We start from the raw sequence: 24,523 nt of genomic DNA, 5'->3' as shown, positions 1-24,523 counted from the left end.
GCCGTCGCGACATCCGATCTCCCCCCTTGCGGGGGAGATGGCCGGCAGGCCAAAGGGGGGTGTGAAGGATCGCGGCGGTGGCGATTTTCTTATGCGCGTACGCCATCAATCGCCCTCATCCTCATACCCTACGAGATGCAGCGGCCGCGCCGCGATGCCCTCCAGCTCGCACCAGCGCACCAGCGCCTCCTCGCGGCCATGCGTGACCCAGATTTCCTCCGCGCCGGTTTCCTTGATCGTGATGATCAGCTCGTCCCAATCGGCGTGGTCGGAAATGATCAGCGGCAGCTCGACCCCGCCCTGCTTGGCGCGCTGGCGGATGCGCATCCAGCCCGAGGCGAAGCAGGAGATCGGATCCGGGAAACGCCGCGCCCAGCGATCGGCGAAGGCCGATGGCGGGCCGACGACGATCGCGCCGGCGAAATCGGCCTTGCCGCGGCTTTCCACCGTCCCCGGCTCGAGCTTGCCGAGATCGATGCCTTGGCTCTGATAATATTCGCTGAGCTTGGCCAGCGCGCCATGGATATAGATCGGCCTGTCGTAGCCGGCGTGGCGCAACAGCCGCATCACGCGCTGCGCCTTGCCGAGCGCATAGGCGCCGATCAGATGCGAGCGTTCGGGAAATTGCGCCGCCGATTTGAGCACGCGCGCGATCTCGTCCTGGTCCGGCGGATGGCGAAACACCGGCAGGCCGAAGGTTGCTTCGGTGATGAAGACATCGCATGGGATAGGCTCGAACGGCAGGCAGGTGGCGTCCTTCTGCCGCTTGTAGTCGCCGGAGGCGACGATGCGCATGCCCCCGTGCTCGACGCAGATCTGCGCCGAGCCCAGCACATGCCCGGCCGGATGGAAGGTGACGGCGACGCCGTTGATGTCGATCGTCTGACCGAAAGCAGCCGCCTGCGTGGTCCCGGCGAAATCCTCGCCGTAACGCAGCCCCATGATGTCGAGCGTCTCTTGCGTGGCCAGCACCGAGCGGTGGCCGGAGCGCGCATGGTCGGAATGGCCATGCGTGATCAGCGCCCGCCCGACGGGCCGCACCGGATCGATGAAGAAATCGCCGGGCGGGCAGTAGAGGCCCTCCGGCCGGGGCTTGAGCAGGTCGCTGGCGCGCATGGCTTTGAACATAGTGGCTAAATTCCGCGCGGGAAGCCTGTTGCAAGAGACTGCTGACTCGTCCTACAGCCCCTTGCCGGCCCCGCCTCGCCGGTGGGATTCTTCAAAAGATGAAACCGCTCCAGGCCTCGTCGGGCGATTTGAACGCCGATCGCCGCGCCGATTTCGCCGAGATGCTGCTCGCCTCTGGCGAGCCGGCGCAGGCGGCCGAACTTTTGCTTGGCGCGCTGGAACTGGCGCCGCAATGGGCGGCGGGCTGGTTTCGCCTCGGCGAGATGCAGGAGGCGGCAGGCCTGCTCGACCAGGCCGTGCAGGCCTGGGCCATGGCGCTGAAGCTCGAGCCCGCGGACCGCCTTGGCGCCGCGCTGAAGCTTCAACTGATCGGCAAGGCGCCCGCCGCCGAGGCGCCGCCCAGCGCTTTTGTCGAGACCTTGTTCGATCACTACGCCGACAGTTTCGAGGACTCGCTTGTCGGGAAGCTCGGTTATGGGCTGCCGGATTTTCTCTGGCGCGCCATAAGCAAGGCACGGCCCGGCCGGTTCCGGTTGGCCCTCGACTTCGGCTGCGGCACCGGCCTGATGGGCGAGAGGCTGCGCCCGTTCGCCGACCGACTGGAGGGCTACGACATCTCGGCCGGCATGCTGAGGAAGGCGAAGGCCAAGGGCATCTACGACCGGCTGGCCAAGGCCGACCTCCAGCATTTCTCTTACACAGGCGCCAAGGCCGACCTCGTGGTCGCGGCCGACGTGTTCATCTATCTGGGCGCGCTCGAACGCATTGTCGGCGCGGTCGGGAACATACTTGCCGATGGCGGCCTGTTCGCCTTTTCGCTCGAGACGCTTGCCGGCGGCGGCGATTTCGCCCTTTTGCCGTCACGGCGCTATGCCCATTCCGAGGCCTATGCGCGGCGCGTGCTTCGCGCCAACGGGCTTGCAGTCCTGTCGCTGGAAAGCACGGTTATCCGGCACGACCGGCGGGATCCGGTCGAGGGCCTGGCTATTGTGGCTGGGTTTCCCGCTGCAGCCGCCGAGCTGGGGAATCCGGCAACGGCATGAGGTCGACCTTGCTGCGAAAAAGCCCGAATGGCATGGTCGGGGTTGCGCGGGGCGGATACCGAGTCTTTGTTTTTGCGCAATTCCGGACGGAAAACCACGACGCACTTTTCCTGGAATTGCCCTAGGGAGATATCCATGCGCTGGATCATGGTTGCGTTGGCGTCTTGCCTGACGGTCTCCGGCTGTGTCGGCGGCACGTCGATGGCCGAGCGTCAGGACGAGGATGTCCAATCCTCATTGCAATACGACGATGTGCCTTGCGATCAGTTGCTGGCGCAGCGCAATCAACTGGCGCGGCAGAACAATCTGCCCGTCACCGCCAAGCCGGGCTTCTCCAATCCGGCCATGGGCTTCGGCCCGTTCCTGCCGGATGTGCGCTCCAAGGCGCAGCGCGCCAGCAACAAGGCGAGCGGCGAGATCGACGCCATGAACCGCTCGATCGAACGCCGCGACTGCGGCAAGCCGAAGAAGAAGGAGACGCTCGGGCTGCCCGGTTCGAAACCTTCCTGAGCCCCGTTTGACGCTCGGATGGACCGGCGAGCGTTTGATCGCGCTTGAAAGACCGCCCGATGAACCTCTCAGACCTTGGCGACCGCATCTGCATCCTAGGCCCGTCCAATAGCGGCAAGTCCACCCTTGCCGACGCGATAGCGCGCAAGCGCGGCCTGGAAGCCGTTCACCTCGATCAGCTCTTTCATCTGCCCAATACGGATTGGGAGCAGCGTCCGAGGGCCGAATTCATTGCTCTGCACGATGCCGCGATAGCCGGCGAGCGCTGGGTGACGGACGGGAACTATTCGGTTTGCATGCCGCAGCGACTTCGGCGGGCGACAGGCTTGATTCTGCTGGATAGCTCCACGGCCGCGAGTCTTCTGCGCTATTTAAGGCGAACGCTGTTCGAGAAGGACAGACTCGGCGCTCTGGAAGGCGGGCGCGACAGCATCAAATGGGACATGATCCACCACATCGCCGTCACCACGCCGCGAAACCGCAGGAAATACCGGGCGATGTTCGACGCGCTCGATCTGCCGAAGCTGCAGCTGTCTTCGCTGCGGGCGATCAAGCAGCGCTTCCGCGACTGGGGTCTGACTCCCGATTAATACCCCGCCTTGCGGTCGACCAGGTTCTCGAGCTTCTCGCCGCGCTCGAAGGCGGCCATCTGGCGAAGCATGATCGGCACCAGATGCGCCGGGTCCGACGTCGCCGCCGCATGCGGCGTGACGAACACTTTCGGATGGCTCCACAGCGGGCTGGTCTTCGGCAGCGGTTCGACCTCGAACACGTCGAGGCTCGCTTCCTTCAGCGTGCCGTCGTCCAGCGCGCGCAAAATGTCGGCGTCCTTCTGCAGCGGTCCGCGCCCGGCATTGATCAGCACCGCGCCGCCAAGCCCGTTGCGCCGGCGCAATTCCTTGAGCAGTCCGTAATTGACGATGCCTTGGGTCTGCGGCGTGAGCGGCAAGAGCACAACCAGGATGTCAGTGGCATTGAGGAAGGGGATCAGCCCCGCCTCGCCGGCATAGGTCGAAACGCCCTTCATCCCCCGCTCGCTGCGCGACCATCCGTTGACGGCGAAACCGAGCGACAACAACGCCGAAGCCGCGGCGCGGCCAAGACTGCCAAGCCCCATGATGCCGACGGAGACGTCGCCCGCCACCCGTTGCGGCGGCTCGTGCCAGATCTTCTTTTGCTGCTGGGCCCGGTAAAGCGAGGCCTGCCGATGGTGGTCGAGCACGCGCCAGACTACATATTCGACCATGTGCTGGGTAAGATTGTCGGCGACGACCTTGACGATCGGAACGTCGGGCAGGCCGGGATCGGCAAAGATGTGGTCGACGCCGGCGCCAATGGAGAAGATGGCGCGCAGATTGGGCAGCGACTTGAGAAGGTTGGGCTTCTGCTTCCACACCACCGCATAGGTGATCGAAGGATCGTCGGCGCCGTTCGGCTCCAGCACGACCTCGCGCTCGGCCGACAGCAGCTCGTGCCAGCGCTGCGGGTGGATGCCCGTGAGGGCAAGCAGGATTTTGCCTTTTTCCATTCTCGGATTTTTCTTCCCTGTTTCGCCGGTGCGGATCCGGCTACTCGCTGACCACGCCGGTCGGCGCGGTCTCGATCTTGAAGGCCGCCGCCATCAGCGCCCGCGTATAATCGGTTTGCGGGCTGCTGAAAATCTGCTCGGAAGGTCCCGCCTCGACGATCCGGCCATTGCGCATGACGATGACATCATTGGCAAGGGCTCGGACGACCTTGAGGTCGTGGCTGATGAAGAGGTAAGCGAGATTGTGCTTGGCCTGCAGGCTGCGCAAAAGGTCGACCACCTGCGCCTGCACGCTCATGTCGAGCGCGGAGGTCGGCTCGTCGAGCATGACGAAGCGCGGGTTGAGCACCATGGCGCGGGCGATGGCGACGCGCTGGCGCTGGCCGCCGGAGAATTCATGCGGATAGCGGTGGCGCGTTTCGGGATCGAGGCCGACCTCTTTCAGCACGGCGACCACCTTGTCGTCGCGCTGGTCGGCCGAGAGCTTCGGCTCGTGGATCTTCAGTCCTTCCTCGATGATCTCCGAAATCGACAGGCGCGGGCTGAGCGATCCGAACGGATCCTGGAAGACGATCTGCAATTCGCGCCGCAGCGGCCGCATGGCGCCGAAGGAGAGCTGGTTGATGTCGCGTCCGTTGAAATTGATCGTACCGGTCGAGGAGATCATCCGCGCGAGCGCTAGGCCCAGCGTCGTCTTGCCCGAGCCGGATTCGCCGACGACGCCAAGGGTCTGGCCGGCCCGCACCGTGACGTCGATGCCGTCCACGGCCTTCACATGGTCGACCGTGGTCCGGAAGAAGCCTTTCTTGATCGGGAACCAGACTTTGATGTCCTTGCCGGTCATGACGGATTTGGCGCCCGGGTCGGTTGTGGGTGGCTTGCCCTTCGGCTCGGCCGCGAGCAGATGCTTTGTATAGTCATGCCGCGGATTGGCGAAGATTTCCCTGGTCGGGCCGCTCTCCACGATCTTGCCCTTGGTCATGACGCAGACGCGGTCGGCGATCCTGCGCACGATGCCGAGATCATGCGTGATGAACAGCAGCGACATGCCCTTGCGGGCTTTGAGCTCCGCCAGCAATTCCAGGATCTGCGCCTGCACGGTAACGTCGAGCGCGGTCGTCGGCTCGTCGGCGATCAAAAGCTCCGGCTCGTTGGCCAGAGCCATGGCGATCATGACGCGCTGGCGCTGGCCGCCGGAGAGCTGGTGCGGATAGGCGTCGAGGCGTTTCTGCGGATCGCGGATGCCGACCTCGGTGAGCAGTTCCAGCGTGCGCGCGCGGGCGGCTTGATCGCGCAGGCCCTGATGCAATTGCAGCACCTCGACGATCTGCTGCTCGATCGTGTGCAGCGGGTTGAGCGAGGTCATCGGCTCCTGGAAGATCATGGTGATCTTGTTGCCGCGCACGCCGCGCAACGCCTTCTCGTCCATGGCGAGCAGGTTGGCCCCGCTGAACAGGATTCTACCCGACGGATGGCTGGCTGCCGGATAGGGCAGGAGCTTCAGCACCGACAGCGCCGAGACCGATTTGCCCGAGCCGGATTCGCCCACCAGGGCCAGCGTCTCGCCCTTGGCGATGTCGAATGAGATGTGATCGACAGCGATCGCCTGCTTGCCGCCTTGCGCGAAGGCGACGCTCAGGTCTTGGACGGAAAGCAGGGCTTGGCTCATTTGAACGTCTTGCGCGGATCGAAGGCGTCACGCGTCGCCTCGCCGATGAAGACCAGCAGCGACAGCATCAGCGAGATCACGATGAAGCCGGAGATGCCGAGCCAGGGGGCGTTGAGGTTGCGCTGCGCCTGTTTCAGCAATTCGCCGAGCGAGGCCGAGCCCGGCGGCAGGCCGAAGCCGAGATAGTCGAGCGAGGTGAGCGTCGAGATCGAGCCAGAGAGCAGGAAGGGCAGGAAGGTCAGCGTCGCCACCATCGCGTTCGGCAGCAGGTGGCGGAACATGATGGTGAGGTTTGGCACGCCCAGCGCGCGTGCCGCGTTGACATATTCGAAGTTGCGCGCGCGCAGGAATTCGGCCCGCACCACGCCGACCAGCGCCACCCATGAAAACAGCAGCATCAGGCCGAGCAGGATGAAGAAGCCGGGCGGCAGGATGGCCGAGATGATGAGCAGCAGATAGAGCACCGGGATCGCCGACCAGATCTCGATGAAACGCTGGAAGAGAAGGTCGGTCCAGCCGCCGAAATAGCCTTGCACCGCGCCGGCCGCGACGCCGATCAGCGACGAGCCGAGCGTCAGGATCAGGCCGAACAGAACCGAGATGCGGAAGCCATAGAGCACCCGCGCCAGCACGTCGCGGGCCTGGTCGTCCGTGCCCAGCCAGTTCCAGTTGCCGACGGTGCAGTTGGCATCGGCGTCGCCTTGCGGATACTGGCTGCAGCGGGTCTTTTTGTCGTAAAGCCAGGACGGCTTGGCCGGCGCCGGTTCCGGAATGGCGTTGTTGACCGTCTGATAGGAGTAGCGGACCGGTGGCCAGATCATCCAGCCGTTGGAGTTGATCTCGTCCTGGATCACCGGATCGCGATAGTCGGTGACGGCATAGAAACCGCCGAACTTCTCCTCCGGATAGGCGACCAGGACCGGAAACAGGATCTCGCCCTTGTAGGAGGCGACGATCGGCTTGTCGTTGGCGATCAGCTCGGAAAACAGCGACAGCACGAACAGCAACAGGAAGATCCAGAGCGACCAGTAGCCGCGCCGGTTGGCCTTGAAGTTCTGCAACCGCCGCTGGTTGAGCGGCGACAGAAATGGCCTGCGGGGCCGAACCGGGGCGCTTTGGATCGCGGCCTCGGCCATCAGATGTCTCTCCGCTCGAAGTCGATGCGCGGATCGACCCAGGTGTAGACCAGGTCGGACAGAAGGCCGACAAACAGGCCAAGCAGCGAGAAGATGTAGAGGGTGGCGAACACCACAGGATAGTCGCGGTCGATCACCGACTTGAAGCCGAGCAGGCCGAGGCCGTCGAGCGAGAAGATGTTCTCGATCAGCAGCGAGCCGGTGAAGAAGGCCGAGATGAAGGCGCCGGGAAAACCGGCGATGACGATCAGCATGGCGTTGCGGAACACGTGGCCGTAGAGCACCTTGTGTTCCGACAGCCCCTTGGCGCGCGCCGTCACCACATATTGCTTGCGGATTTCTTCGAGGAAGGAGTTCTTGGTGAGCAGGGTGGTCGTCGCGAAAGCCGAGAGCACGAGCGCCGTCAGCGGCAGCGTCATGTGCCAGAAGTAATCGGCGATCTTGCCCGGCCAGGACAGCTGATCCCAATTGTCCGAAACGATGCCGCGCAGCGGAAACCAGTCCCAGAACGAACCGCCTGCGAACAGCACCATGAGCATGATGCCGAACAGGAAGCCTGGAATGGCATAGCCGACGATGACGACGCCGCTGGTCCACACGTCGAAGGTCGAGCCGTCCTTCACCGCCTTGCGGATTCCGAGCGGGATCGAGATCAGGTACGACAACAGCGTGATCCACAGGCCGATGGAGATGGAGACGGGCATCTTCTCCAGGATCAGGTTCAGCACCGAGATATCGCGGAAATAGCTGTCGCCGAAATCGAAGCGGATATAGTTCCACAGCATCATGCCGAAGCGCTCGAGCGGCGGCTTGTCGAAGCCGAACTGCTTTTCCAGCTTCTTGATGAATTCGGGATCGAGCCCCTGCGCGCCGCGATATTTCGAGCCGACATCGCCGGCAACGTCGAAATTGCCGCCGGCGGCGTCGCCGCCACCGCTGCCGAGGCGGTCGTTGCCGCCCTGGTTGGTCAGCCGGGCGATTACCTGCTCGACCGGCCCGCCCGGCGCGAACTGGATGACCGCGAAGGAGATCGCCATGATGCCGAACAGCGTCGGGATCATCAGAAGAATGCGGCGCAGGATATAGGCGCCCATCAGGCGACGGGCCCCGCGCGAACAGTGATGTCAGGCTTTGCCAATCTTTGCCGCCTTGCCCTTGTCGAACCACCACAGCGCCTCGACCGGAAAGCCGAAATCGGGTTTCTGTTCGGGGAAGCCGAACATGTCCCAATAGGCGCTTCGGTGATTCGCCAGATACCAACTTGGAATCCAATCGCGCCGCGCGCGCAAGGCCCGGTCCAACGCGCGCATGGCGGTGGTCAGGCTTTCACGATCCTTGGCGGCGCCGACGGCATCGATCAGCGCATCGATTGCCGGGCTTGCAACGCCCGACAGGTTGCGTGAACCCGATACTGAGGCGCTGCGCGAATGGAAGAAAATTTCCAGATCGTCGCGGGTCGGCGTGGCGCTGAAATTGAAGGCCGCCGAGAGCAGGTCGAAATCGAATGTCGATTGCCTGAGCTGGTATTGCGCCGAATCCACCAGGCGGATCGAGGCATCGATGCCGATGGCCTTCATGTTGGCGACCCAGGGCGAATAGACCTGCACGAATGTTTCGTCGTCGACCAGGAATTCGGCGGCCAGCCGCCCGCCCTTGTCGTTGACCACGAAATCGCCGGAGCGTTTCCAACCGGCCTGTGCGAGCAGTTTCAGCGCCGCGCTCAGCTGCTTGCGGTCTCGTCCGGAGCCGTCCGACGGCGGTTGCGTCACCGCCTCGCCGAAGGTCTCTGGCGGCAGCTGGTCGCGCAACGGCTCCAGCAGCGCCAGCTCCTGCGGCGTCGGCATGCCCGCGGCCCGAAAGTCGGATTTTTCGAAGCAGGATTGCGAGCGCTCATAGGAACCGTAAAAGAAGTTGCGCCGTGTCCATTCGAAATCGAAGCAGAGCGCGATCGCTTGCCGCACGCGTGGATCCTTGAACTGCTCACGCCGCTGGTTGACCGCGGTGGCCTGCATGGATGGCGTGGTTTCAGCCGGGAACTCATGCTTGATCACCTTGCCGGCGGTAAAGGCCGGAAAATCGTAGGCCGTCGCCCAGACGCGCGACGTGAATTCCTCGCGGTAGAGGATCTCGCCCTTCTTGAAGGCCTCGAAGGCGGCCGTGCGATCCTGGTAGAATTCGATGCGGATGCGCCCGAAATTGTTCAGGCCGCGATTGACCGGCAGGTCGTTGCCCCAATAGTCGGCCACCCGCTCATATTCGATCCAGGCGCCCGCCGACCAGCGGCCGACCTTGTAGGCGCTTGAGCCGAGCGGCGGATTGAGCTGCGAGGAATCGAACGGGTTGGCCGTAAAGAAGGCCTTCGAAAGGATAGGGAATCCGACGACGTTGAGGATGGTGCGGGCCGACTGCTTGCCGGAGAATTTGAGCTCGACCGTGTGGGTGTTCTTCGCCACCGCGTCATCCAGATGCGTCAGCGACAGCGCATAGTCCGGATGCCCTTTGTCCTTCAGCAGCTTGAAGGTGAAGGCGACGTCTTCGGCGGTGAGCGGCGTGCCGTCATGGAAGCGCGCCTGCGGGCGCAGCGAGAAGGTGAAGGTGTTGCGGTCGTCGGAAATCGTGACACTCTCGGCGATCAATCCATAGGCCGCATCCGGCTCGTCAAGCGCCCGCACCATCAAGGAATCGAAGCACATTTCCATGCGCTGCGGGGAATCGCCCTTGGGGACGAACGAATTCAGCGTGTTGAAGGTCTGCGGGCTCTGGTTGGCGCCCCAGTTGGGCGGCGAGAAGTTGAAGGTGCCGCCTTGCGGCGCATCGGCATTGACATAGTCGAAATGCGTGAAGTCAGGCTTGTATTTCAGATCGCCGAAGGCCGACAGGCCATGCAGCCTGATGCCGGTCGGGGTATCGGCAAAGGCGCGGCCGGGCAGCAACGCGGCGGCCGTGGCCGCGGCGCCGAGCGCCAGGAAGTCGCGGCGACGAAGCAAAGTCCGCCGCTCCATCAATTGACGCCTTTGTACTTGGCGGCCAGCGCCTTTTCCTTGGCCGTGTCGATCCACCAGGAATCGATATCGGCGCCGCGGTAGCTGGGCTGCGTCTGCGGCATGCCGAACTTGTTCCAATAGGCCAGCCAAACCACCGCGCGATAGTATTGCGGAACGACGTAGTAGTTCCACAGAAGGATGCGGTCGAGTGCATGGGTCGAGGCGACGAGGTCGTCGCGGTCGGTGGCGAAGATGATGCGGTCGACGAGCGCGTCGACGACCGGGTTTTTGATGCCGGAATAATTGCGCGATCCGGGCGTGTCGGCGGCCTTCGAGCTCCAGAAATCGCGTTGCTCGTTGCCGGGCGATTCCGACTGCTGTAACTGGCTGGTGATGACGTCATAATCGAAATTATTGACGCGGTTGATGTACTGCGTCTGGTCGATCATGCGCAGATTGGCGTCGACGCCGATCTTGCGCAGATTGGCGATCCAGGGGCTGGAGATCACTTGATCGGTGTCGTTCCAGCCAAGGATCTCGAATTTGAGCGGTTCGCCGGTCTTGGCGTTCACCATTTTGCCGCCCTTGATCACCCAGCCTGCCTGGGCAAAGAGGTCGACCGCCTGCTTCAGATATTTCCGTTCCGCCTGCGGCGAATCGTAGACCGGCAGCTTGAACTCTTGCGTGAACAACTCGGGCGGGAGCTTGTCGCGGTATTTTTCGAGGATTTCCAGCTCCTTGCCCTGCGGCAGTCCGCTCGACGCCAGCTCCGTACCCTGGAAATAGCTATGGGTGCGTGTGTTCGAATTGTAGAACAGCGTGCGGTTCATCGTTTCGAAGTCGAACGGAAGCGTCAGAGCCTCGCGCACGAGGCGGTCTTGGAACAGCGGTCGTCTCTGGTTGAGTATGAAGGCCTGCATGGGTTCCGGCGAGGTGGTCTTGAACACCTGCTTGACCACGTCGCCGGCGCTCACCGCCGGAAAATTATACGCCGTATTCCATCGCCGAGAGCTGTTTTCCGGCTTGATGTCGTCCAGCCCACCCTTGGTGAAGGCCTGCCAGGCGGCATTATCGTCGAGAATGTAGGTGAAGCGCTGGACGTCGAAATTCTCGCGGCCGATCTTCACCGGCAGCTTGGCGCCCCAATAATCCGGCACGCGCTGCCAGACGATCTCCGAGCCCGGCTTGAAGCTGGCGATCTTGTAGGCCGCGGAGCCCAGCGGCGGCTCCAGCGTCGGCCTGGTGATGTCTCGCTTCTTGCCGCTGGAGTCGGACCCTTCCCACCAGTGCTTTGGCAGCACCACCAGATCGCCCATGATCTTGGGCAACTCGCGGTTGCCTTTCTGGTTGAAATGGAATTCGACCTCGCGGTCGGAGATGGCTACAGCGTCGGTGACGTTCTCGAAATAGCGGTTGTATTGCGGGGCGTTCGCTTTCAGCACATTGAACGACCAAACCACGTCGTCGACGGTGATCGGCTGGCCGTCATGCCATTTTGCTCGCGGATCGAGCCGGTAGGTCGCGGACGAATAGTCGGCCGGATATTTGTAGGCCTCGGCGACCAGCGGGTGGCTGACGCTGCCCTCGTCGGTCGCCTGGTCCATAAGCGTGTCATAGAGCAGCCCGCCGCCGAAACCGACCAGCCCCGCGGCCGGCGATCCCTGCACAATGTAGGGGTTGAAGCTGTCGAAGGTGCCGGTGACCACGGAGTTGTAGGTGCCGCCCTTCGGCGCATCTGGATTGACGTAGTCGTAATGCTGAAAATTCTCGCCATACTTCGAAGGTCCGATCAGCGACGACGTCGTGCGCCATTCATCGGCGAAGCCGGCCTGCAGGCTGGCGGCGAAGGCGAGCGCGAACGCCGATGCGAAAAGCGTGCGGAAACGGCCAACCTTCATGCGTTCTCCTCGTCGCGAACTCCAGAGCGGTTCATCGGTTTCCGGAAACGACAACCGCTCTATCGCTTTGTTTCGAAGCAATTCCGGACGGAAACCGGTTCTCCCTTCCTGGAATTGCTCTGTCCACCCGCAATTTAGATCATTTGACGCGGGTGGAAACCGCAAGTGCCGCCTTTGTCGCGGTCCATGCAGCTTTCCTAACAGAAAAGCCGGGATGAACCCGGCTTTTCCAAGGAAGTCTCTATGACGAATTGTTTATTGAGCGGGCGCGGCGGGCTTGGCCGGAGCGGTTCCCTCGGCCGGCTTGGCCGGCGCGGCGCCTTCGGCGGGCTTCGCGGGTGCGGCACCTTCCGCCGGCTTGGCTTCCGCCGAAGCACCCGGCTGCGGCAGCGGCTTCGGATTGTCCGACAGCGTACGCAGATAGGCGATCACATTGGCGCGGTCTTCATCCTTCGGCAGGCCGGCGAAGCCCATCGCCGTGCCCTTCACGAACTTCTTCGGCGAGGTGATGAAGTGGTTGAGATTGTCGTACGTCCAGTGCTCCTGGCCGCCCTTGGAGAAATCCTTCATTCCGGCCGAATAGGCGAAGCCTTCATGCTCGGCGACGGGGCGGTCGACGATGTCCCAAAGGTCTGGACCGACCTTGTTCGGACCGCCTTTCTCGCCGGAATGGCAGGCCTGGCATTTCTTGAAGATCGCGGCGCCCGCCTCGGCATTGGCGGTGGCGAGCAGGTCGGCGATCGGCTTGGCTTCCGCCGCGGGAGCAGCCGGACCGCCTTCGGTCGGTTCCTGTGCTTCGATGGCGAAGCCGGGCTTTTCGGGCGTCGGCGAGGCGAACAGCCCGTCCGAGACGAGGCCTATGGAAAAGACGATGAAGCAGGTTCCAAGAAATCCGCCGAGCAGCTTGTTGACTTCGTTGGAATCCATACGCCCCTTGCTCCCTTTTCCGGCGGACCGTCCCGTCCACTCCGTCCGTCGGTATCGCGAACTGCCCTGAAAGGCCAGTCAAACCGCGCGGAAACTAGGTCTTTTGCTCTGGCGTTGCAACACCTATAAGGGCGCTTCCAGTGAGACCTTTTGCCACTTTTCCATCCGCTTTTTTCGGCCGCCCTGAAATCCGATGTCGACCTTGATCCTGATCCCCGCCCGCATGGCCTCGACGCGCCTGCCGGGCAAGCCGCTGGCCGACATTGCGGGCGTGCCGATGATCGTCCATGTCGCCCGGCGCGGAGCCGAGGCCGGGCTTGGCCGCGTGGTGGTGGCGACCGACACGGAAGCGGTCGCGCAGGCCGTGCGGGCGCATGGTTTCGAGGCTGTCATGACCCGCGCGGATCACGAATCGGGCTCCGACCGCATCTTCGAGGCGCTGACGGCGCTCGACCCCGAAAAGCGGGTGAAAACGATCGTCAACGTCCAGGGCGATCTGCCGACCATCGCCCCCGAAATCATCGGCGCGTCGCTGCGGCCGTTTGAGGACAAATCGGTCGATATCGCCACGCTCGGCGTCGAGATCGTGCGCGACGAGGAGAAGACCAACCCCAATGTCGTCAAGATCGTCGGCTCGCCGCTGTCGTCGACACGGCTGAAAGCGCTCTACTTCACCCGCGCCACCGCGCCCTGGGGCGAGGGGCCGCTCTACCATCATATCGGCCTCTATGCCTATCGGCGCGCCGCGCTGGAACGTTTCGTCGCGCTGAAGCCGTCGCCGCTGGAGCGTCGCGAGCGGCTGGAGCAGCTGCGCGCGCTGGAAGCCGGCATGCGCATTGACGCCGAGATCGTCCATTCCGTGCCGCTCGGCGTCGACACGCCGCATGATCTCGAGCGGGCAAGACAGATCCTTTCAAATTGAGATATCGGCATGGCTGACAAGACCAACAGAATTTCCTTCCAGGGCGAGCCCGGCGCCAATTCCGACACGGCCTGCCGCAACATGTTCCCGTCGATGGAGCCGTTGCCGTGCCCGACCTTCGAGGATGCCTTCAACGCGGTCGAGACCGGCAAGGCCGAGCTCGCCATGATCCCGATCGAGAACACGATCGCCGGGCGCGTCGCCGACATCCACCACCTCTTGCCGGAATCGAAGCTGCACATCGTCGGCGAATATTTCCTGCCGATCCATTTCCAGCTCATGGTGCTGCCGGGCGTGAAGCGCGAAGAGATCAGGACCGTCCACAGCCATATCCACGCGCTCGGCCAGTGCCGCAAATATATCCGCAAGAACGGCTGGAAGCCGGTGGTCGCCGGCGACACGGCGGGTTCGGCCAAGATGGTGTCGGAGGTGAAGGACCGCACCATGGCCGCGCTGGCGCCGGCTCTGGCGGCCGAGCTCTATGGGCTCAACATCATTGAGAAGAATGTCGAGGACACCGATTCCAACGTCACCCGCTTCGTCATACTGACCAAGAACAAGCAATGGGTGGAGCGCCCCGCGCCGGACGCAAAGATGATGACCACCTTCATCTTCCGTGTCCGCAACGTCCCGGCCGCGCTCTATAAGGCCATGGGCGGCTTCGCCACGAACGGTATCAACATGACCAAGCTCGAGAGCTATCAGCTTGGGGCCTTCACCGCGACGCTGTTCTACGCCGACATCGAGGGCCACCCGGACGACCCCCTGGTCAAGCTGGCGCTCGACGAGCTGCGCTTCTTCTCGCGCGAAATGCGCATTCTAGGCGTCTATCCAGCCAGCGCCTCGCGCGAGCAGTGGAAGGTCGCGGATTAGGGCTAGCTTCGAGGTTGGCCGAGACAACGCCGCTTCGTCATCCACGGGCGGAGCAAGGAGCGAAGCGACGCGCGCAGACCCGAGGATCCATTCCGTTACGCCGGAGCGCCGCCCAACAGTCCAGAATTCTGCTCCGCTGCACCCTTCCGCCGAGGTCACGACATGGATTCCAGGGTCTCGCTTCGCTATCCCTGGAATGACGATGTCACGGGCATTCCGGCTAATCTCGGACGCCGCCGCTCAATCCCATCTCAGCCGAACCCCAGCGGCACGTAGTCAATCTCCATGAACTTCTCGACCTCGGGCACCCAGCGGTCGCGCACGAAGGCGACATGGTCGGGGTGCTCGTTGTAGCGCGTGTAGGCCGCCTGGTCGGCGAATTCCATCGAGAAGCCGAACTGGTAGTCGTTCTTCGGGCTCACCTGCCGCAACTGCTCGAAATGCGTGACGCCCTTGATCCCGGTCAGGATATTCTTCGCATCGTGGAGGAAGCGTTTCGTCTCCAGCGATTGCAGCGGATGCTTCAGCGTGAACACGACGGTGTGGCGGATCATGTCTCGGCTCCTATTCGCTGTCGACCCAGGCGCGGATGAGGTGATGGGCGATCGCCCCTTTCGGCGGTGTAATCAAGCCGTCGGCATGCTGCCTGTCGAGCATGGAGCGCACCTCGTCGCGGAAGAACCAGCGGCAGTCCTCCAGCTCGTTGAGGTCGGCCTGGATATCCTCGTTAAGCGGCTCGCCGAAACAACCGATCATCAGCGAATACGGGAACGGCCAGGGTTGGCTGGCGTGGTAGACGACGCGGCCGAGCCGGATGCCGGCCTCTTCGAGCGTCTCGCGCCGTACCGCCGCCTCGATTGTCTCGCCCGGCTCGATGAAGCCTGCAAGCGCCGAATACATGCCCGGCGCGAAATGCCTGCCGCGCCCCAATAGGCATTTCTCGCGCGTCACCGTCAGCATGATTGCCACCGGATCAGTGCGCGGGAAATGGTCGGTGCCGCAGGCAGGGCAATGGCGCCGGTAGCCGCCGGCGCGCATCTCCGAGCGGTTGCCGCATTTGGAGCAGAAGGCATGGCTTACGTGCCAGGCAAGCAGCGCCGCGCCTTGCGCCAGCGCGCCGGCCGCCGCCTCGTCGACCAGCCCTTGCATATAGACGGAACGATAGTCGATCGCCTTGATCGTCTCGGGCAGCTTTTCCGGCTCGATGCCGGCGGGCACGGCCAGCACCGGCCCGCTGTCAGAGAAGCCGAGCAGCACGCCGCGATCGAGTGCGGCTTCGAAAGCTCCACTCTCATCCGTCCTGAACCAGGGGTCGAACGTGCCATCCTCGAGTTTGAGATAGAGCCGGCCGGCATGCATCAGCATCAGCCGCGCGGCCTGGTCGGCCAGCGCTTTTTCGACCGCATCATCGGCGCGGTTCTCGGACTGCCGATCGATCCGGTTGCCGGCGAAACCGACGAATTGGCTGGGCTCGCGCAAGGGCGCGTCGAACAGGTGAAAGCTCATGGAGACTCGGGTGGGCTCGATGTGCGGAATGGACACTGGTCAGCTTATAGCGCCGCCTTGATCGTTTCGGCAAACCGCCTGATATCGGAGCGCTGGTAGGGCTCGCGTATGCCATAGCCCCAGACCGGTCCCGGCCAGCCGGGATCGCCCTCCGAGCGGGCGACGACGTGGACATGCAGCTGACGCACGATGTTTCCGAGCGCGCCGGTGTTGATCTTGGTGCATCCGGTCACCCGCTTCAGCGCCTGCGCCACCATATTGGTCTCGAAGGTCAGCATCGCCTGGTCGAGCGGCGTCAGGTCGTGAATTTCCTCCACGCCCGGCCGCTGCGGCACCAGAACCAGCCATGGCCAGCGGCGGTCGTTCATCAGCCTGAGCTCGCAAAGGCCAAGCCACATAAGCTGCTCGCTGTCCGCCTCCAGCCGGGCGTCCAGCGTGAATCCGGCCTCGAGGCCCGGCAGCATGAGCGTTTCCTTCGCTTTTGTTGCAAGCATTTTCCAAACCAGGAACGCTAGAGCGGCGGCAGGGTGGCTGCAAGCGATTCATTGACCGCCATTATCGATTTGAAGGACTTTCCGCCTTCGATGCGGTTGCGGGTTCCGGCTCGGCCCTTGCATTTCGCTGCCGAATTGCCGATATGGAGCGCGGGAGGTTGGTGGTGGACGATCCACTCGCCAACCGGGTCAGGTCCGGAAGGAAGCAGCCCTAACGAGCCCGGAACGGGTCATTGTTCCAGCCTCCCACCTCTTCGCCTTTCTCCCGCGACATTGACGGCGCCAAGCCGTGCGGGTGAGACTATGCGCAGGAATCGGCCGCCTTCCGTCGCGGTCCTGGGAGCTTTTGACGGCGAATGAGCGAAGCCGGAAATTTGGGGCCACAAAGCCTGGAGACTGGCAAGGCCGCCGCTTATCGCGTCCTGGCGCGCAAATACCGCCCTTCGAATTTCTCCGAGCTGATCGGCCAGGAGCCGATGGTTCGCACGCTGACCAACGCCTTTGCCACCGGCCGCATCGCCCAGGCCTGGATGCTGACCGGCGTGCGCGGTGTCGGCAAGACGACGACCGCGCGCATTTTGGCGCGGGCCCTGAACTACAAAACCGCGACCGTCGACCAGCCCTCCGTCGACCTTTCGATTCTCGGCGAGCATTGCCAGGCCATCATGGAAGGCCGCCATGTCGACGTCATCGAGATGGACGCCGCCTCACATACCGGCATCGACGACATCAGGGACATCATCGACCGGGTGCGCTACGCACCGGTCTCGGCGCGCTACAAGGTCTACATCATCGACGAAGTGCACATGCTCTCCACCCAGGCCTTCAACGGCCTGCTGAAGACGCTGGAAGAGCCGCCGCCGCACGTCAAATTCATCTTCGCCACCACCGAGATACGCAAGGTTCCGATAACGGTCCTGTCGCGTTGCCAGCGCTTCGATCTCCGCCGCATCGATGCCGGCGCGCTTGTCGGGCATCTGTCCTCGATCGCGGCCAAGGAAGGCATTGCCGTCGACGACGAGGCGCTGGCGATGATCGCGCGGGCCGCCGAAGGCTCGGCGCGCGATTCGCTCTCCATCCTCGACCAGGCGATCGCCCATGGCAGTGGCACGGTCAGCGCCGAGGCGGTGCGAGCCATGCTCGGCCTTGCCGACCGCGCCCGCATCATCGACCTGTTCGAGCATGTCATGAAGGGCGATGTCGCAGCGGCCTTGGCCGAATTCCGCGCGCAATACGACACCGGCGCCGATCCGGCCGCCGTGCTTACCGATCTTGCCGAGTTCAACCACCTCGTCACCCGCCTGCGCTTCGTGCCGGCGGCAGCCGACGATGCTTCGCTTTCCGAGGATGAGCGCCGGCGCGGCGCCGAATTCGCCGGCACGCTTTCGGTGCGCGTGTTGTCGCGGACCTGGCAGATGCTGCTCAAGGGTATTCCTGAGGTGCAGTCTTCCAACCGCCCTGTCAGCGCCGGCGAAATGGTGTTGATCCGCCTGGCGCATGCCGCCGACCTGCCGACGCTGGACGAGGCGTTGAAATCGCTGGAAGGTGTGGCCCCGCAGTCGAATGTGGCGCCGCGCGCCAACGGAGCACCCGCGGGGTCCGGCAATGGCAGCGCAACTGCTGTCGCGCAGACCCGGGTGCCAGCTTCCCCCGGCGGCGCGCAGACGATGCGCCTGGTCGAGGCGCAGCCTGTGCCGGAGACCTTCGTTCCCGCGCCGGAGCCGGTCGCCGAGGCGCCTGTCGTTCCAGTGAAATCGCTGGCCGACATCGTTGCGCTTGCCGATGCCAATCGCGACATGGCCTTCAAGGTGCTGCTGAAACGCTGCGTGCGGCCGGTTCGCATCGAGCCCGGCCGGCTCGACGTTGCCTTGACTAACGACGCGCCGAAGATGCTGCTCAACGACCTCACCGCCAAGCTGCGCGCCTGGACCGGGCGCAACTGGCTGGTGTCGCTGTCGAAGGAAGAAGGCGGCCAGACATTGGCGGAGATGGAGACGACGAAGCGCGAGAATGCCTTCTCCGACGCCAAGAGCGATCCCGTAGTCGCGGCCATTCTCGCCCGTTTCCCTGGCGCCAAGATCATCGATGTGCGCATCCCGGACGTGCCGGAAGTGGATGAAGCCGAGGCCGACCTACCGGTCGAGCCGGCGGCCGATGACGACGAGACCTGAAACATTTTTAGAGGACCAACCGATGAAAGATCTTCTCGGCCTGATGGGCAAGGCGAAGGAAATGCAGGCCAAGTTCCAGGCCATGCAGGACGAGATCGCCACGCTTGAAGCCACCGGCCAGGCCGGCGGCGGTCTGGTCAGCATCACGCTGACCGGCAAGTTCGAAATGAAGACGCTGAAGATCGATCCGTCTTTGATCAAGGCGGACGAAGCCGAGATCCTGGAGGACCTCATCCTGGCCGCCCACAATGACGCCAAAAATAAGGTCGAGCAGATCATGCAGGAGAAGACCAAGGCGTTGACGGCAGGCTTGCCGATCCCGCCCGGAATGAAATTGCCTTTCTGAGGCGGTGTCCGCCAGTTAATTGATTATGAACGGAAATTGAGTCCAGCCTGCAATATTAACCATTTTGCCGGCAATGCTCACGGGCTCATTTCGCGGCATTCATAAAGTTTTACCCAAGTCCAGAAGTTGCTAACCTTCTAGCCATCTTTTTGCCTGAAAGAGTCTCATTCTTGCCATATCTCGGGGCGGGCTGGCATCTGGACATGAGGCTTTTTTGGTGATCGCGACGCGATGGAAGACGCCGCTGCTGCTTATCGGCATCGTCACTTCCCCCTTGCTCCTGGCCGGTTGCAGCCAGACCACTTCCTCCCATGGCATGTCGGTGTCGGGTCTGACCGACGCCCTTACGCCGAGCTTCCTCAGCTCGCGCTCCTACACGATGAAGGACAAGGAATGCCTGCAAAGGGCGATGTTCTTCGAGTCCAACCGGTCGAGCCGTGACGGCATGATCGCCGTCGGCACGGTCGTGATGAACCGGCTGCGCTCGGGCCAGCATGGGAACACCATCTGTCAGGTTGTCGGCGAGCCGGGCCAGTTTGCTCCGGGCGTCATGACCCGGCCGATGAACTCGAAGGCCCTGCCGGATGTCGAGGAGGCGGCCGATGCTGTGCTGAGAGGCGAACGCAAGGCCAAGCTCAAGAACACGATGTATTTCCACACCGCCGGCCTGCGTTTTCCCTACAAGAACATGCATTACACCATGGTTGCCGGCGGCAACGCCTTCTATGAGAAGCGCGGCCGCAATTGGCAGCCGCTGCCGGACGAGCCGATGGTCGCCATGAACGTGGGCGACCAGCAGAAGTCTGACCGGCAGCAGCCCGCCGCCGCTCCGGTGCTCGTGGCTTCCGCCGAGCCGATCGTCAGGACGATCGTCCGTCCGGACCCGGCGAAGCAGGCCGCCTTGGCTGCGGCCGCGCGGACCGAAGACGCTTCCGCCGAACAGACCTATGTGACGGCTTCCGTTCCACCTTCTGCCAAGTCCGGCCGCCTCGCGCAGAAGCCGACGGTCGTGGCAATGCAGGAGCCGATGGCCGAACCGGACGCCTCGCGTTTCGGCGGCACGCTCAAGGGCCGCTACGTCTCTTCGGTGCCCAGCGCGCCGCAGGAAGCGTCGATGGGCTTCCAGTCGACACCTGAGAACACCGACGCCATCGGCGCGATGATCGCCAGCCAGGATCGGCCGCTCGAAACCAACTGAACCCGATTTCATCCAATACAGGGCCCGCCATGGCGCCATGGCGGGCCCTGTGCCCTTGCTGGCTGTTCCAAACCGCTCTGAAAAATCCTGGATCAGTCCACCGTTTCAAGAAGCGGCGAACTGATCCATCTTTTCGCTGCACGCAATTTCGGACGGAAAACCGCTTCGCACTTTTCCTGGAATTGCTCTAGATCAGGGCGATGTCGAAGAGAATCGCCGGTCCGGAAATCGAACGCCTGATCCAGCTCCTGGCCAAGGTACCGGGGCTAGGGCCGCGCTCGGCCAGGCGCGCAGCGCTTCATCTCATCAAGAAGAAGGAACAGCTGCTCGAGCCCCTGGCTGCCGCCATGAGCGAAGCGGTCGACAAGGTGCGCATCTGCTCGACCTGCGGCAATGTCGATACCGCCGATCCTTGCATGATCTGCACCGACCCACGCCGCGACGCCGGCACGCTGATCGTCGTCGAAGACGTCTCGGACCTTTGGGCGCTGGAGCGTGCGGCGGCGATGAACGTGCGCTATCACGTGCTCGGCGGCACGCTGTCGCCGCTCGACGGTATCGGTCCGGATCAGCTCAACATCCGCTCGCTGGTCGACCGCGTTGCCGGCGGCGAGGTGAAGGAAGTCATCCTCGCCGTCAATGCCACCGTCGAGGGGCAGACGACGGCGCATTATTTGACGGATCAGTTGGCGGGTTCTGATGTGAAAGTGACGCGGCTCGCGCATGGCGTGCCGGTCGGCGGCGAGCTCGATTACCTGGACGAAGGCACGCTGGCCGCGGCGTTGCGGTCGAGGACGGCGTTTTGAGGGGACTGGAGAGGGCGCGCGTGACAGATGTTATTCCTCGAGATGCTGCGCTCCGTCACACCCCCCTCTGCCCTGCCGGGCATCTCCCCCGCAAGGGGGGAGATTGGCAGTTTCTTTGCCGGCGCTTTTATCCCCACGTCGGCGATTGGCGAAAGCCTGCGCGACATCTGATCTCCCCCCTTGTGGGGGAGATGTCCGGCAGGACAGAGGGGGGCGCGACAGAACGCCAGCCTTCCAGATGGGTCGTCCTTTCCTTTCTGACGGCGTTGATCGCTCTCTTCATTACCACCCCCACCCATGCCGCCCCCATCGACGACCAGTTCCAGGCCTGGCTTCAAACCGACCTCTGGCCCGAAGCCAAGTCCAAAGGCATCTCCAAGAAGACCTTCGACGCGGCCTTCCTCGGCGTGAAGCCGAACTTGAAACTGCCCGATCTGGTCCTGCCCGGCGAGAAGCCGACGACGCCTGAGAAGCAGCATCAGGCCGAGTTCGGCCCGCCGGCCAGCTACTTCGCCGAGAAGGTGGTTCGGGCCGTCACCTCGGGCGGAAGGACGCGCGAGAGCGCCAATGCCCGGACGCTCGGGCTGATCGAGAAGCGCTATGGCGTTCCGGGCGAGATCGTGCTGGCGATCTGGGGCCGCGAGACCGGCTTCGGCGCGGCCAAGATGCCTTACGACGCCTTCGAGGTGCTGGGCACCAAGGCGTTCATGTCGACCAAGAAGGATTTCTTCCGCACCGAGGTGCTGGCGGCGCTCGAAATCGTCGAGCGCGGGCTGGCGCCGGTCAATGCGATGAAATCGTCCTGGGCTGGTGCGCTCGGCCAGCCGCAATTCATGCCGACCTCCTTCTTGAAGCACGCCGTCGATTTCGACGGCGACGGCCGGCCCGACATCTGGAATTCGACGCCCGATGTGCTCGCCTCGATCGCCAACTATCTCGTCCATTATGGCTGGGTGAGGGGGCGCGGCTGGGGGGCCGAGGTGACGGTGCCGGCAAATGTGTCGTGCTCGCTCGAAGGACCCGACCGGGGCAAGAGGATCTCCGATTGGGTGGCGATGGGCATCAGGCGCGTCGACGGCAAGGCATTTGCGGCGAGCGAATTGAAGGCCGAGGGCTTGCTGCTGATGCCGGCCGGGCGCAGCGGTCCGGCCTTCGTCGTGACGCCGAACTTCTATGTGCTGAAGCAATACAACAACAGCGACCTCTACGGCCTGTTCATCGGTCATGCCGCCGACCGCATCGCCAAGGGCGACGCCGCCTTTGTCGGCGGCTGGGGCGCGGTCGGCGATCTCCACCGCTCCGATATCGCCGCCCTGCAGCGGGCGCTGGAGGCCAAGGGCTACGATGTCGGCAGCGCCGACGGCCTGCCCGGCTTCAAGACCCGCCGCTCGATTGGTATCTGGCAGGCAAAGAACGGCAAGCCCGCCACCTGCTTTCCCGATGCCGCGCTGGTCGCGCAGCTGAAATAGCTGCCTCTTGAGGGGCCGATCCTGGTAAATTTTTGCGGATTGGCGGCTTCAATTAGCCGGCGCATGGGTCGACTCATGGGGCTCGTCTGGTCCCCCGATATAGCGTCTCGCAAAATGTCCGTTGCCGGTTCGAGAACCGCTGAATAGGGTGTTGACCAACTGGACAAAAAACACGACGGTAAGCGGTCAAAGCCGCAGCCGGCCTTGCAAAGAACAATACAGCCCTGAGCCGGGAACTCAGGTCAACAAAACAGGGAACGATCACTATGATGCTGGAAAATTTTGCTCTCCGCTCGCGCGCCTTGCTTGCGGGCGCCGCGCTGTCCGCGCTGCTCGTCGCGCCCGCTTTCGCGGTCACGCCCGCCGATACGCTGGTCGAGGGCTTTGCCATCGACGACATCATCTCGATGGATCCGGGCGAAGCGTTCGAGCTGTCGACGGCCGAGGTCACCGGCAATACCTATGATCTCCTGGTCCGCCTCGATCTCAGCGACACCTCCAAGGTCAAGCCCGATCTCGCCGAGAGCTGGACCGTTTCCGATGATGGCCTGACTTATACGTTCAAGCTGAAGCCCGGCATGAAATTCGCCTCCGGTAATCCGATCACCGCCGCCGACGTCGCCTATTCCTTCGAACGCGCCGTCAAGCTCGACAAGAGCCCGGCCTTCATCATCAACCAGTTCGGCATTACCGGCGACAACGTCACCGAAAAGGCCAAGGCCGTCGACGACACTACCTTCCAGTTCGTGGTCGACAAGGCCTATGCCCCGAGCTTCGTGCTCAACTGCCTGTCGGCCACCGTTGCTTCGATCGTCGATGCGAAGCTGGTCAAGGAGCATGTCGCCGCCGTCACGCCAAGCGCGGACTACAAATGGGACAACGATTTCGGCAATGCCTGGCTGAAGACCGGCTATGCCGGTTCGGGCCCATACAAGCTGCGCGAATGGCGCGCCAACGAGGCCGTCGTCCTGGAGCGCAACGACAATTACAATGGCGAGAAAGCCAAGCTCGCCCGCGTCATCTACCGCAACATGAAGGAAAGTTCGGCGCAGCGCCTGGCGCTTGAAGCCGGCGATATCGACGTTGCCCGCAATCTCGAGCCGAACGATCTCGACGCCATTGCCAAGAACGCCGATCTCATCACCACCAGCGCGCCGAAGGGCACGGTCTACTACATCAGTCTCAACCAGAAGAACCCGAACCTCGCCAAGCCCGAGGTGCGCCAAGCCTTCAAATATCTGATCGACTACGACGCGCTCAGCACAACCATCCTCAAGGGCATCGGCGAAATCCACCAGTCCTTCCTGCCCAAGGGCGATCTCGGCGCCATCGACGACAACCCGTTCAAGCTCGATGTCGCCAAAGCCAAGGAATTGCTTGCCAAGGCCGGCCTGCCGGAAGGCTTCAAGGTGACCATGGACGTGCGCACTGGACAGCCGACCACCGGCATGGCGGAATCGATCCAGCAGACGCTCGGCCAGGCCGGCATCAAGCTGGAGATCATTCCGGGCGATGGTAAGCAGACGCTGACCAAATACCGCGCCCGCAACCACGACATCTATATCGGCAACTGGGGCCAGGACTATTTTGATCCGAACTCCAACGCCCAGACTTTTGCCTCCAACCCGGACAATTCCGACAACGCCAAGATCAAGACGCTGGCCTGGCGCAATGCCTGGGACATTCCGGACCTGACCAAGGAAACCGAGGCGGCATTGCTGGAGAAGGATGCGGCCAAGCGCGCTGATATGTACAAGGACCTGCAGCAGAAGATCATGGACACCAGCCCCTTCGTCATCATCCACCAGCAGCTGGAAGTGGCGGGGCTGCGCAAGAACCTCCAGGGCTTCAAGCTCGGCCCGAGCTTCGATACCAATTTTGTCTGGGCGGTGTCGAAGCAGTAACCCCGGGCGCC

General features: G+C 63.2%; 22 protein-coding genes and 1 other RNA gene. 12 read left to right on the top strand and 11 right to left on the bottom strand.

Annotation, left to right across the window (positions count from 1 at the left end; translation table 11 throughout):
- Positions 1 to 105: 105 nt before the first annotated feature.
- Positions 106 to 1,116, bottom strand: coding sequence for a ligase-associated DNA damage response exonuclease (locus tag LB529_RS21840; RefSeq protein WP_224712356.1), 1,011 nt, complete (start codon positions 1,114 to 1,116; stop codon positions 106 to 108).
- Between the two features lie 110 nt (positions 1,117 to 1,226).
- Here LB529_RS21840 and LB529_RS21835 point away from each other — a divergent pair, with 110 nt between their 5' ends.
- The 3 genes from LB529_RS21835 (at position 1,227) to LB529_RS21825 (ending at position 3,271) form a co-directional block, all read left to right on the top strand.
- Complete coding sequence (locus tag LB529_RS21835; protein ID WP_224712315.1) at positions 1,227 to 2,171, top strand: methyltransferase domain-containing protein; 945 nt, start codon at positions 1,227 to 1,229, stop codon at positions 2,169 to 2,171.
- Positions 2,172 to 2,306: 135 nt separating this feature from the next.
- Positions 2,307 to 2,681, top strand: a complete 375-nt coding sequence (locus LB529_RS21830; protein WP_224712314.1) for a hypothetical protein — start codon at positions 2,307 to 2,309, stop codon at positions 2,679 to 2,681.
- 59 nt (positions 2,682 to 2,740) lie between these two features.
- A complete protein-coding gene (locus LB529_RS21825; protein ID WP_224712313.1) occupies positions 2,741 to 3,271 on the top strand; it encodes an AAA family ATPase in 531 nt (176 codons plus the stop codon).
- Here LB529_RS21825 and LB529_RS21820 read toward each other — a convergent pair.
- The 7 genes from LB529_RS21820 to LB529_RS21790 all read right to left on the bottom strand — a co-directional run bounded on the left by LB529_RS21820 (position 3,268) and on the right by LB529_RS21790 (position 12,823).
- On the bottom strand, positions 3,268 to 4,209 hold the full coding sequence (locus LB529_RS21820) for a 2-hydroxyacid dehydrogenase (RefSeq protein ID WP_224712312.1): 942 nt from the start codon (positions 4,207 to 4,209) through the stop codon (positions 3,268 to 3,270). The two genes, LB529_RS21825 and LB529_RS21820, sit on opposite strands and share 4 nt — an antisense overlap.
- A 40-nt stretch (positions 4,210 to 4,249) precedes the next feature.
- Entirely contained in the window at positions 4,250 to 5,878 is a 1,629-nt protein-coding gene (locus LB529_RS21815; protein WP_224712311.1) for an ABC transporter ATP-binding protein, read from the bottom strand.
- Positions 5,875 to 7,014 (bottom strand): ABC transporter permease, encoded by a 1,140-nt coding sequence (locus LB529_RS21810; protein ID WP_224712310.1) that lies wholly within the window; start codon positions 7,012 to 7,014, stop codon positions 5,875 to 5,877. The genes LB529_RS21815 and LB529_RS21810 overlap by 4 nt, the downstream gene beginning before the upstream one ends.
- Positions 7,014 to 8,108 (bottom strand): microcin C ABC transporter permease YejB, encoded by a 1,095-nt coding sequence (locus LB529_RS21805; RefSeq protein ID WP_224712309.1) that lies wholly within the window; start codon positions 8,106 to 8,108, stop codon positions 7,014 to 7,016. Before LB529_RS21805 ends, LB529_RS21810 begins: the two co-directional genes overlap by 1 nt.
- A 30-nt stretch (positions 8,109 to 8,138) precedes the next feature.
- Entirely contained in the window at positions 8,139 to 10,016 is a 1,878-nt protein-coding gene (locus tag LB529_RS21800; RefSeq protein WP_224712308.1) for an extracellular solute-binding protein, read from the bottom strand.
- Entirely contained in the window at positions 10,016 to 11,896 is a 1,881-nt protein-coding gene (locus tag LB529_RS21795) for an extracellular solute-binding protein (RefSeq protein WP_224712307.1), read from the bottom strand. Before LB529_RS21795 ends, LB529_RS21800 begins: the two co-directional genes overlap by 1 nt.
- 255 nt (positions 11,897 to 12,151) lie before the next feature.
- Positions 12,152 to 12,823, bottom strand: a complete 672-nt coding sequence (locus LB529_RS21790) for a c-type cytochrome (protein WP_140687576.1) — start codon at positions 12,821 to 12,823, stop codon at positions 12,152 to 12,154.
- A 193-nt stretch (positions 12,824 to 13,016) separates the two neighbouring features.
- Here LB529_RS21790 and LB529_RS21785 point away from each other — a divergent pair, with 193 nt between their 5' ends.
- Positions 13,017 to 13,745: a 3-deoxy-manno-octulosonate cytidylyltransferase gene (locus LB529_RS21785; RefSeq protein ID WP_224712306.1), complete on the top strand. Its 729-nt coding sequence runs from the start codon at positions 13,017 to 13,019 to the stop codon at positions 13,743 to 13,745.
- A gap of 9 nt (positions 13,746 to 13,754) precedes the next feature.
- On the top strand, positions 13,755 to 14,618 hold the full coding sequence (locus LB529_RS21780; protein WP_224712305.1) for a prephenate dehydratase: 864 nt from the start codon (positions 13,755 to 13,757) through the stop codon (positions 14,616 to 14,618).
- A 251-nt stretch (positions 14,619 to 14,869) separates the two neighbouring features.
- Here LB529_RS21780 and LB529_RS21775 read toward each other — a convergent pair whose 3' ends face one another.
- Genes LB529_RS21775 through LB529_RS21765 form a run of 3 tightly spaced genes read right to left on the bottom strand, consistent with a single transcriptional unit; the run spans position 14,870 to position 16,588 of the window.
- On the bottom strand, positions 14,870 to 15,172 hold the full coding sequence (locus LB529_RS21775) for a Dabb family protein (protein WP_224712304.1): 303 nt from the start codon (positions 15,170 to 15,172) through the stop codon (positions 14,870 to 14,872).
- Between the two features lie 10 nt (positions 15,173 to 15,182).
- On the bottom strand, positions 15,183 to 16,124 hold the full coding sequence (nudC, locus tag LB529_RS21770; RefSeq protein WP_140843770.1) for an NAD(+) diphosphatase: 942 nt from the start codon (positions 16,122 to 16,124) through the stop codon (positions 15,183 to 15,185).
- Positions 16,125 to 16,168: 44 nt separating this feature from the next.
- Entirely contained in the window at positions 16,169 to 16,588 is a 420-nt protein-coding gene (locus LB529_RS21765) for an HIT domain-containing protein (RefSeq protein ID WP_140629353.1), read from the bottom strand.
- Positions 16,589 to 16,771: 183 nt separating this feature from the next.
- Between LB529_RS21765 and ffs the strand changes: the two genes are divergently transcribed.
- The 7 genes from ffs to LB529_RS21730 all read left to right on the top strand — a co-directional run bounded on the left by ffs (position 16,772) and on the right by LB529_RS21730 (position 24,512).
- Positions 16,772 to 16,868, top strand: an RNA gene (gene ffs, locus LB529_RS21760) — signal recognition particle sRNA small type.
- A 106-nt stretch (positions 16,869 to 16,974) separates the two neighbouring features.
- Positions 16,975 to 18,789 carry a DNA polymerase III subunit gamma/tau gene (locus LB529_RS21755; protein WP_224712303.1) on the top strand — a complete coding sequence of 605 codons (1,815 nt, stop codon included), beginning with the start codon at positions 16,975 to 16,977 and terminating at the stop codon, positions 18,787 to 18,789.
- 22 nt (positions 18,790 to 18,811) lie between these two features.
- A complete protein-coding gene (locus LB529_RS21750) occupies positions 18,812 to 19,135 on the top strand; it encodes a YbaB/EbfC family nucleoid-associated protein (RefSeq protein ID WP_095765991.1) in 324 nt (107 codons plus the stop codon).
- 217 nt (positions 19,136 to 19,352) lie between these two features.
- Complete coding sequence (locus LB529_RS21745; RefSeq protein ID WP_224712302.1) at positions 19,353 to 20,333, top strand: cell wall hydrolase; 981 nt, start codon at positions 19,353 to 19,355, stop codon at positions 20,331 to 20,333.
- Between the two features lie 200 nt (positions 20,334 to 20,533).
- Entirely contained in the window at positions 20,534 to 21,139 is a 606-nt protein-coding gene (gene recR, locus LB529_RS21740) for a recombination mediator RecR (protein ID WP_224707701.1), read from the top strand.
- A 191-nt stretch (positions 21,140 to 21,330) separates the two neighbouring features.
- Complete coding sequence (locus LB529_RS21735) at positions 21,331 to 22,608, top strand: lytic murein transglycosylase (protein ID WP_224712301.1); 1,278 nt, start codon at positions 21,331 to 21,333, stop codon at positions 22,606 to 22,608.
- Between the two features lie 266 nt (positions 22,609 to 22,874).
- Entirely contained in the window at positions 22,875 to 24,512 is a 1,638-nt protein-coding gene (locus tag LB529_RS21730; RefSeq protein WP_224712300.1) for an ABC transporter substrate-binding protein, read from the top strand.
- Positions 24,513 to 24,523 lie beyond the last annotated feature (11 nt).

The organism is Mesorhizobium sp. CA5 (genome assembly GCF_020165105.1).
In the GTDB taxonomy this organism is placed as follows: Bacteria; Pseudomonadota; Alphaproteobacteria; order Rhizobiales; family Rhizobiaceae; genus Mesorhizobium.
This window is presented reverse-complemented; position numbering and strand designations above follow the sequence as displayed.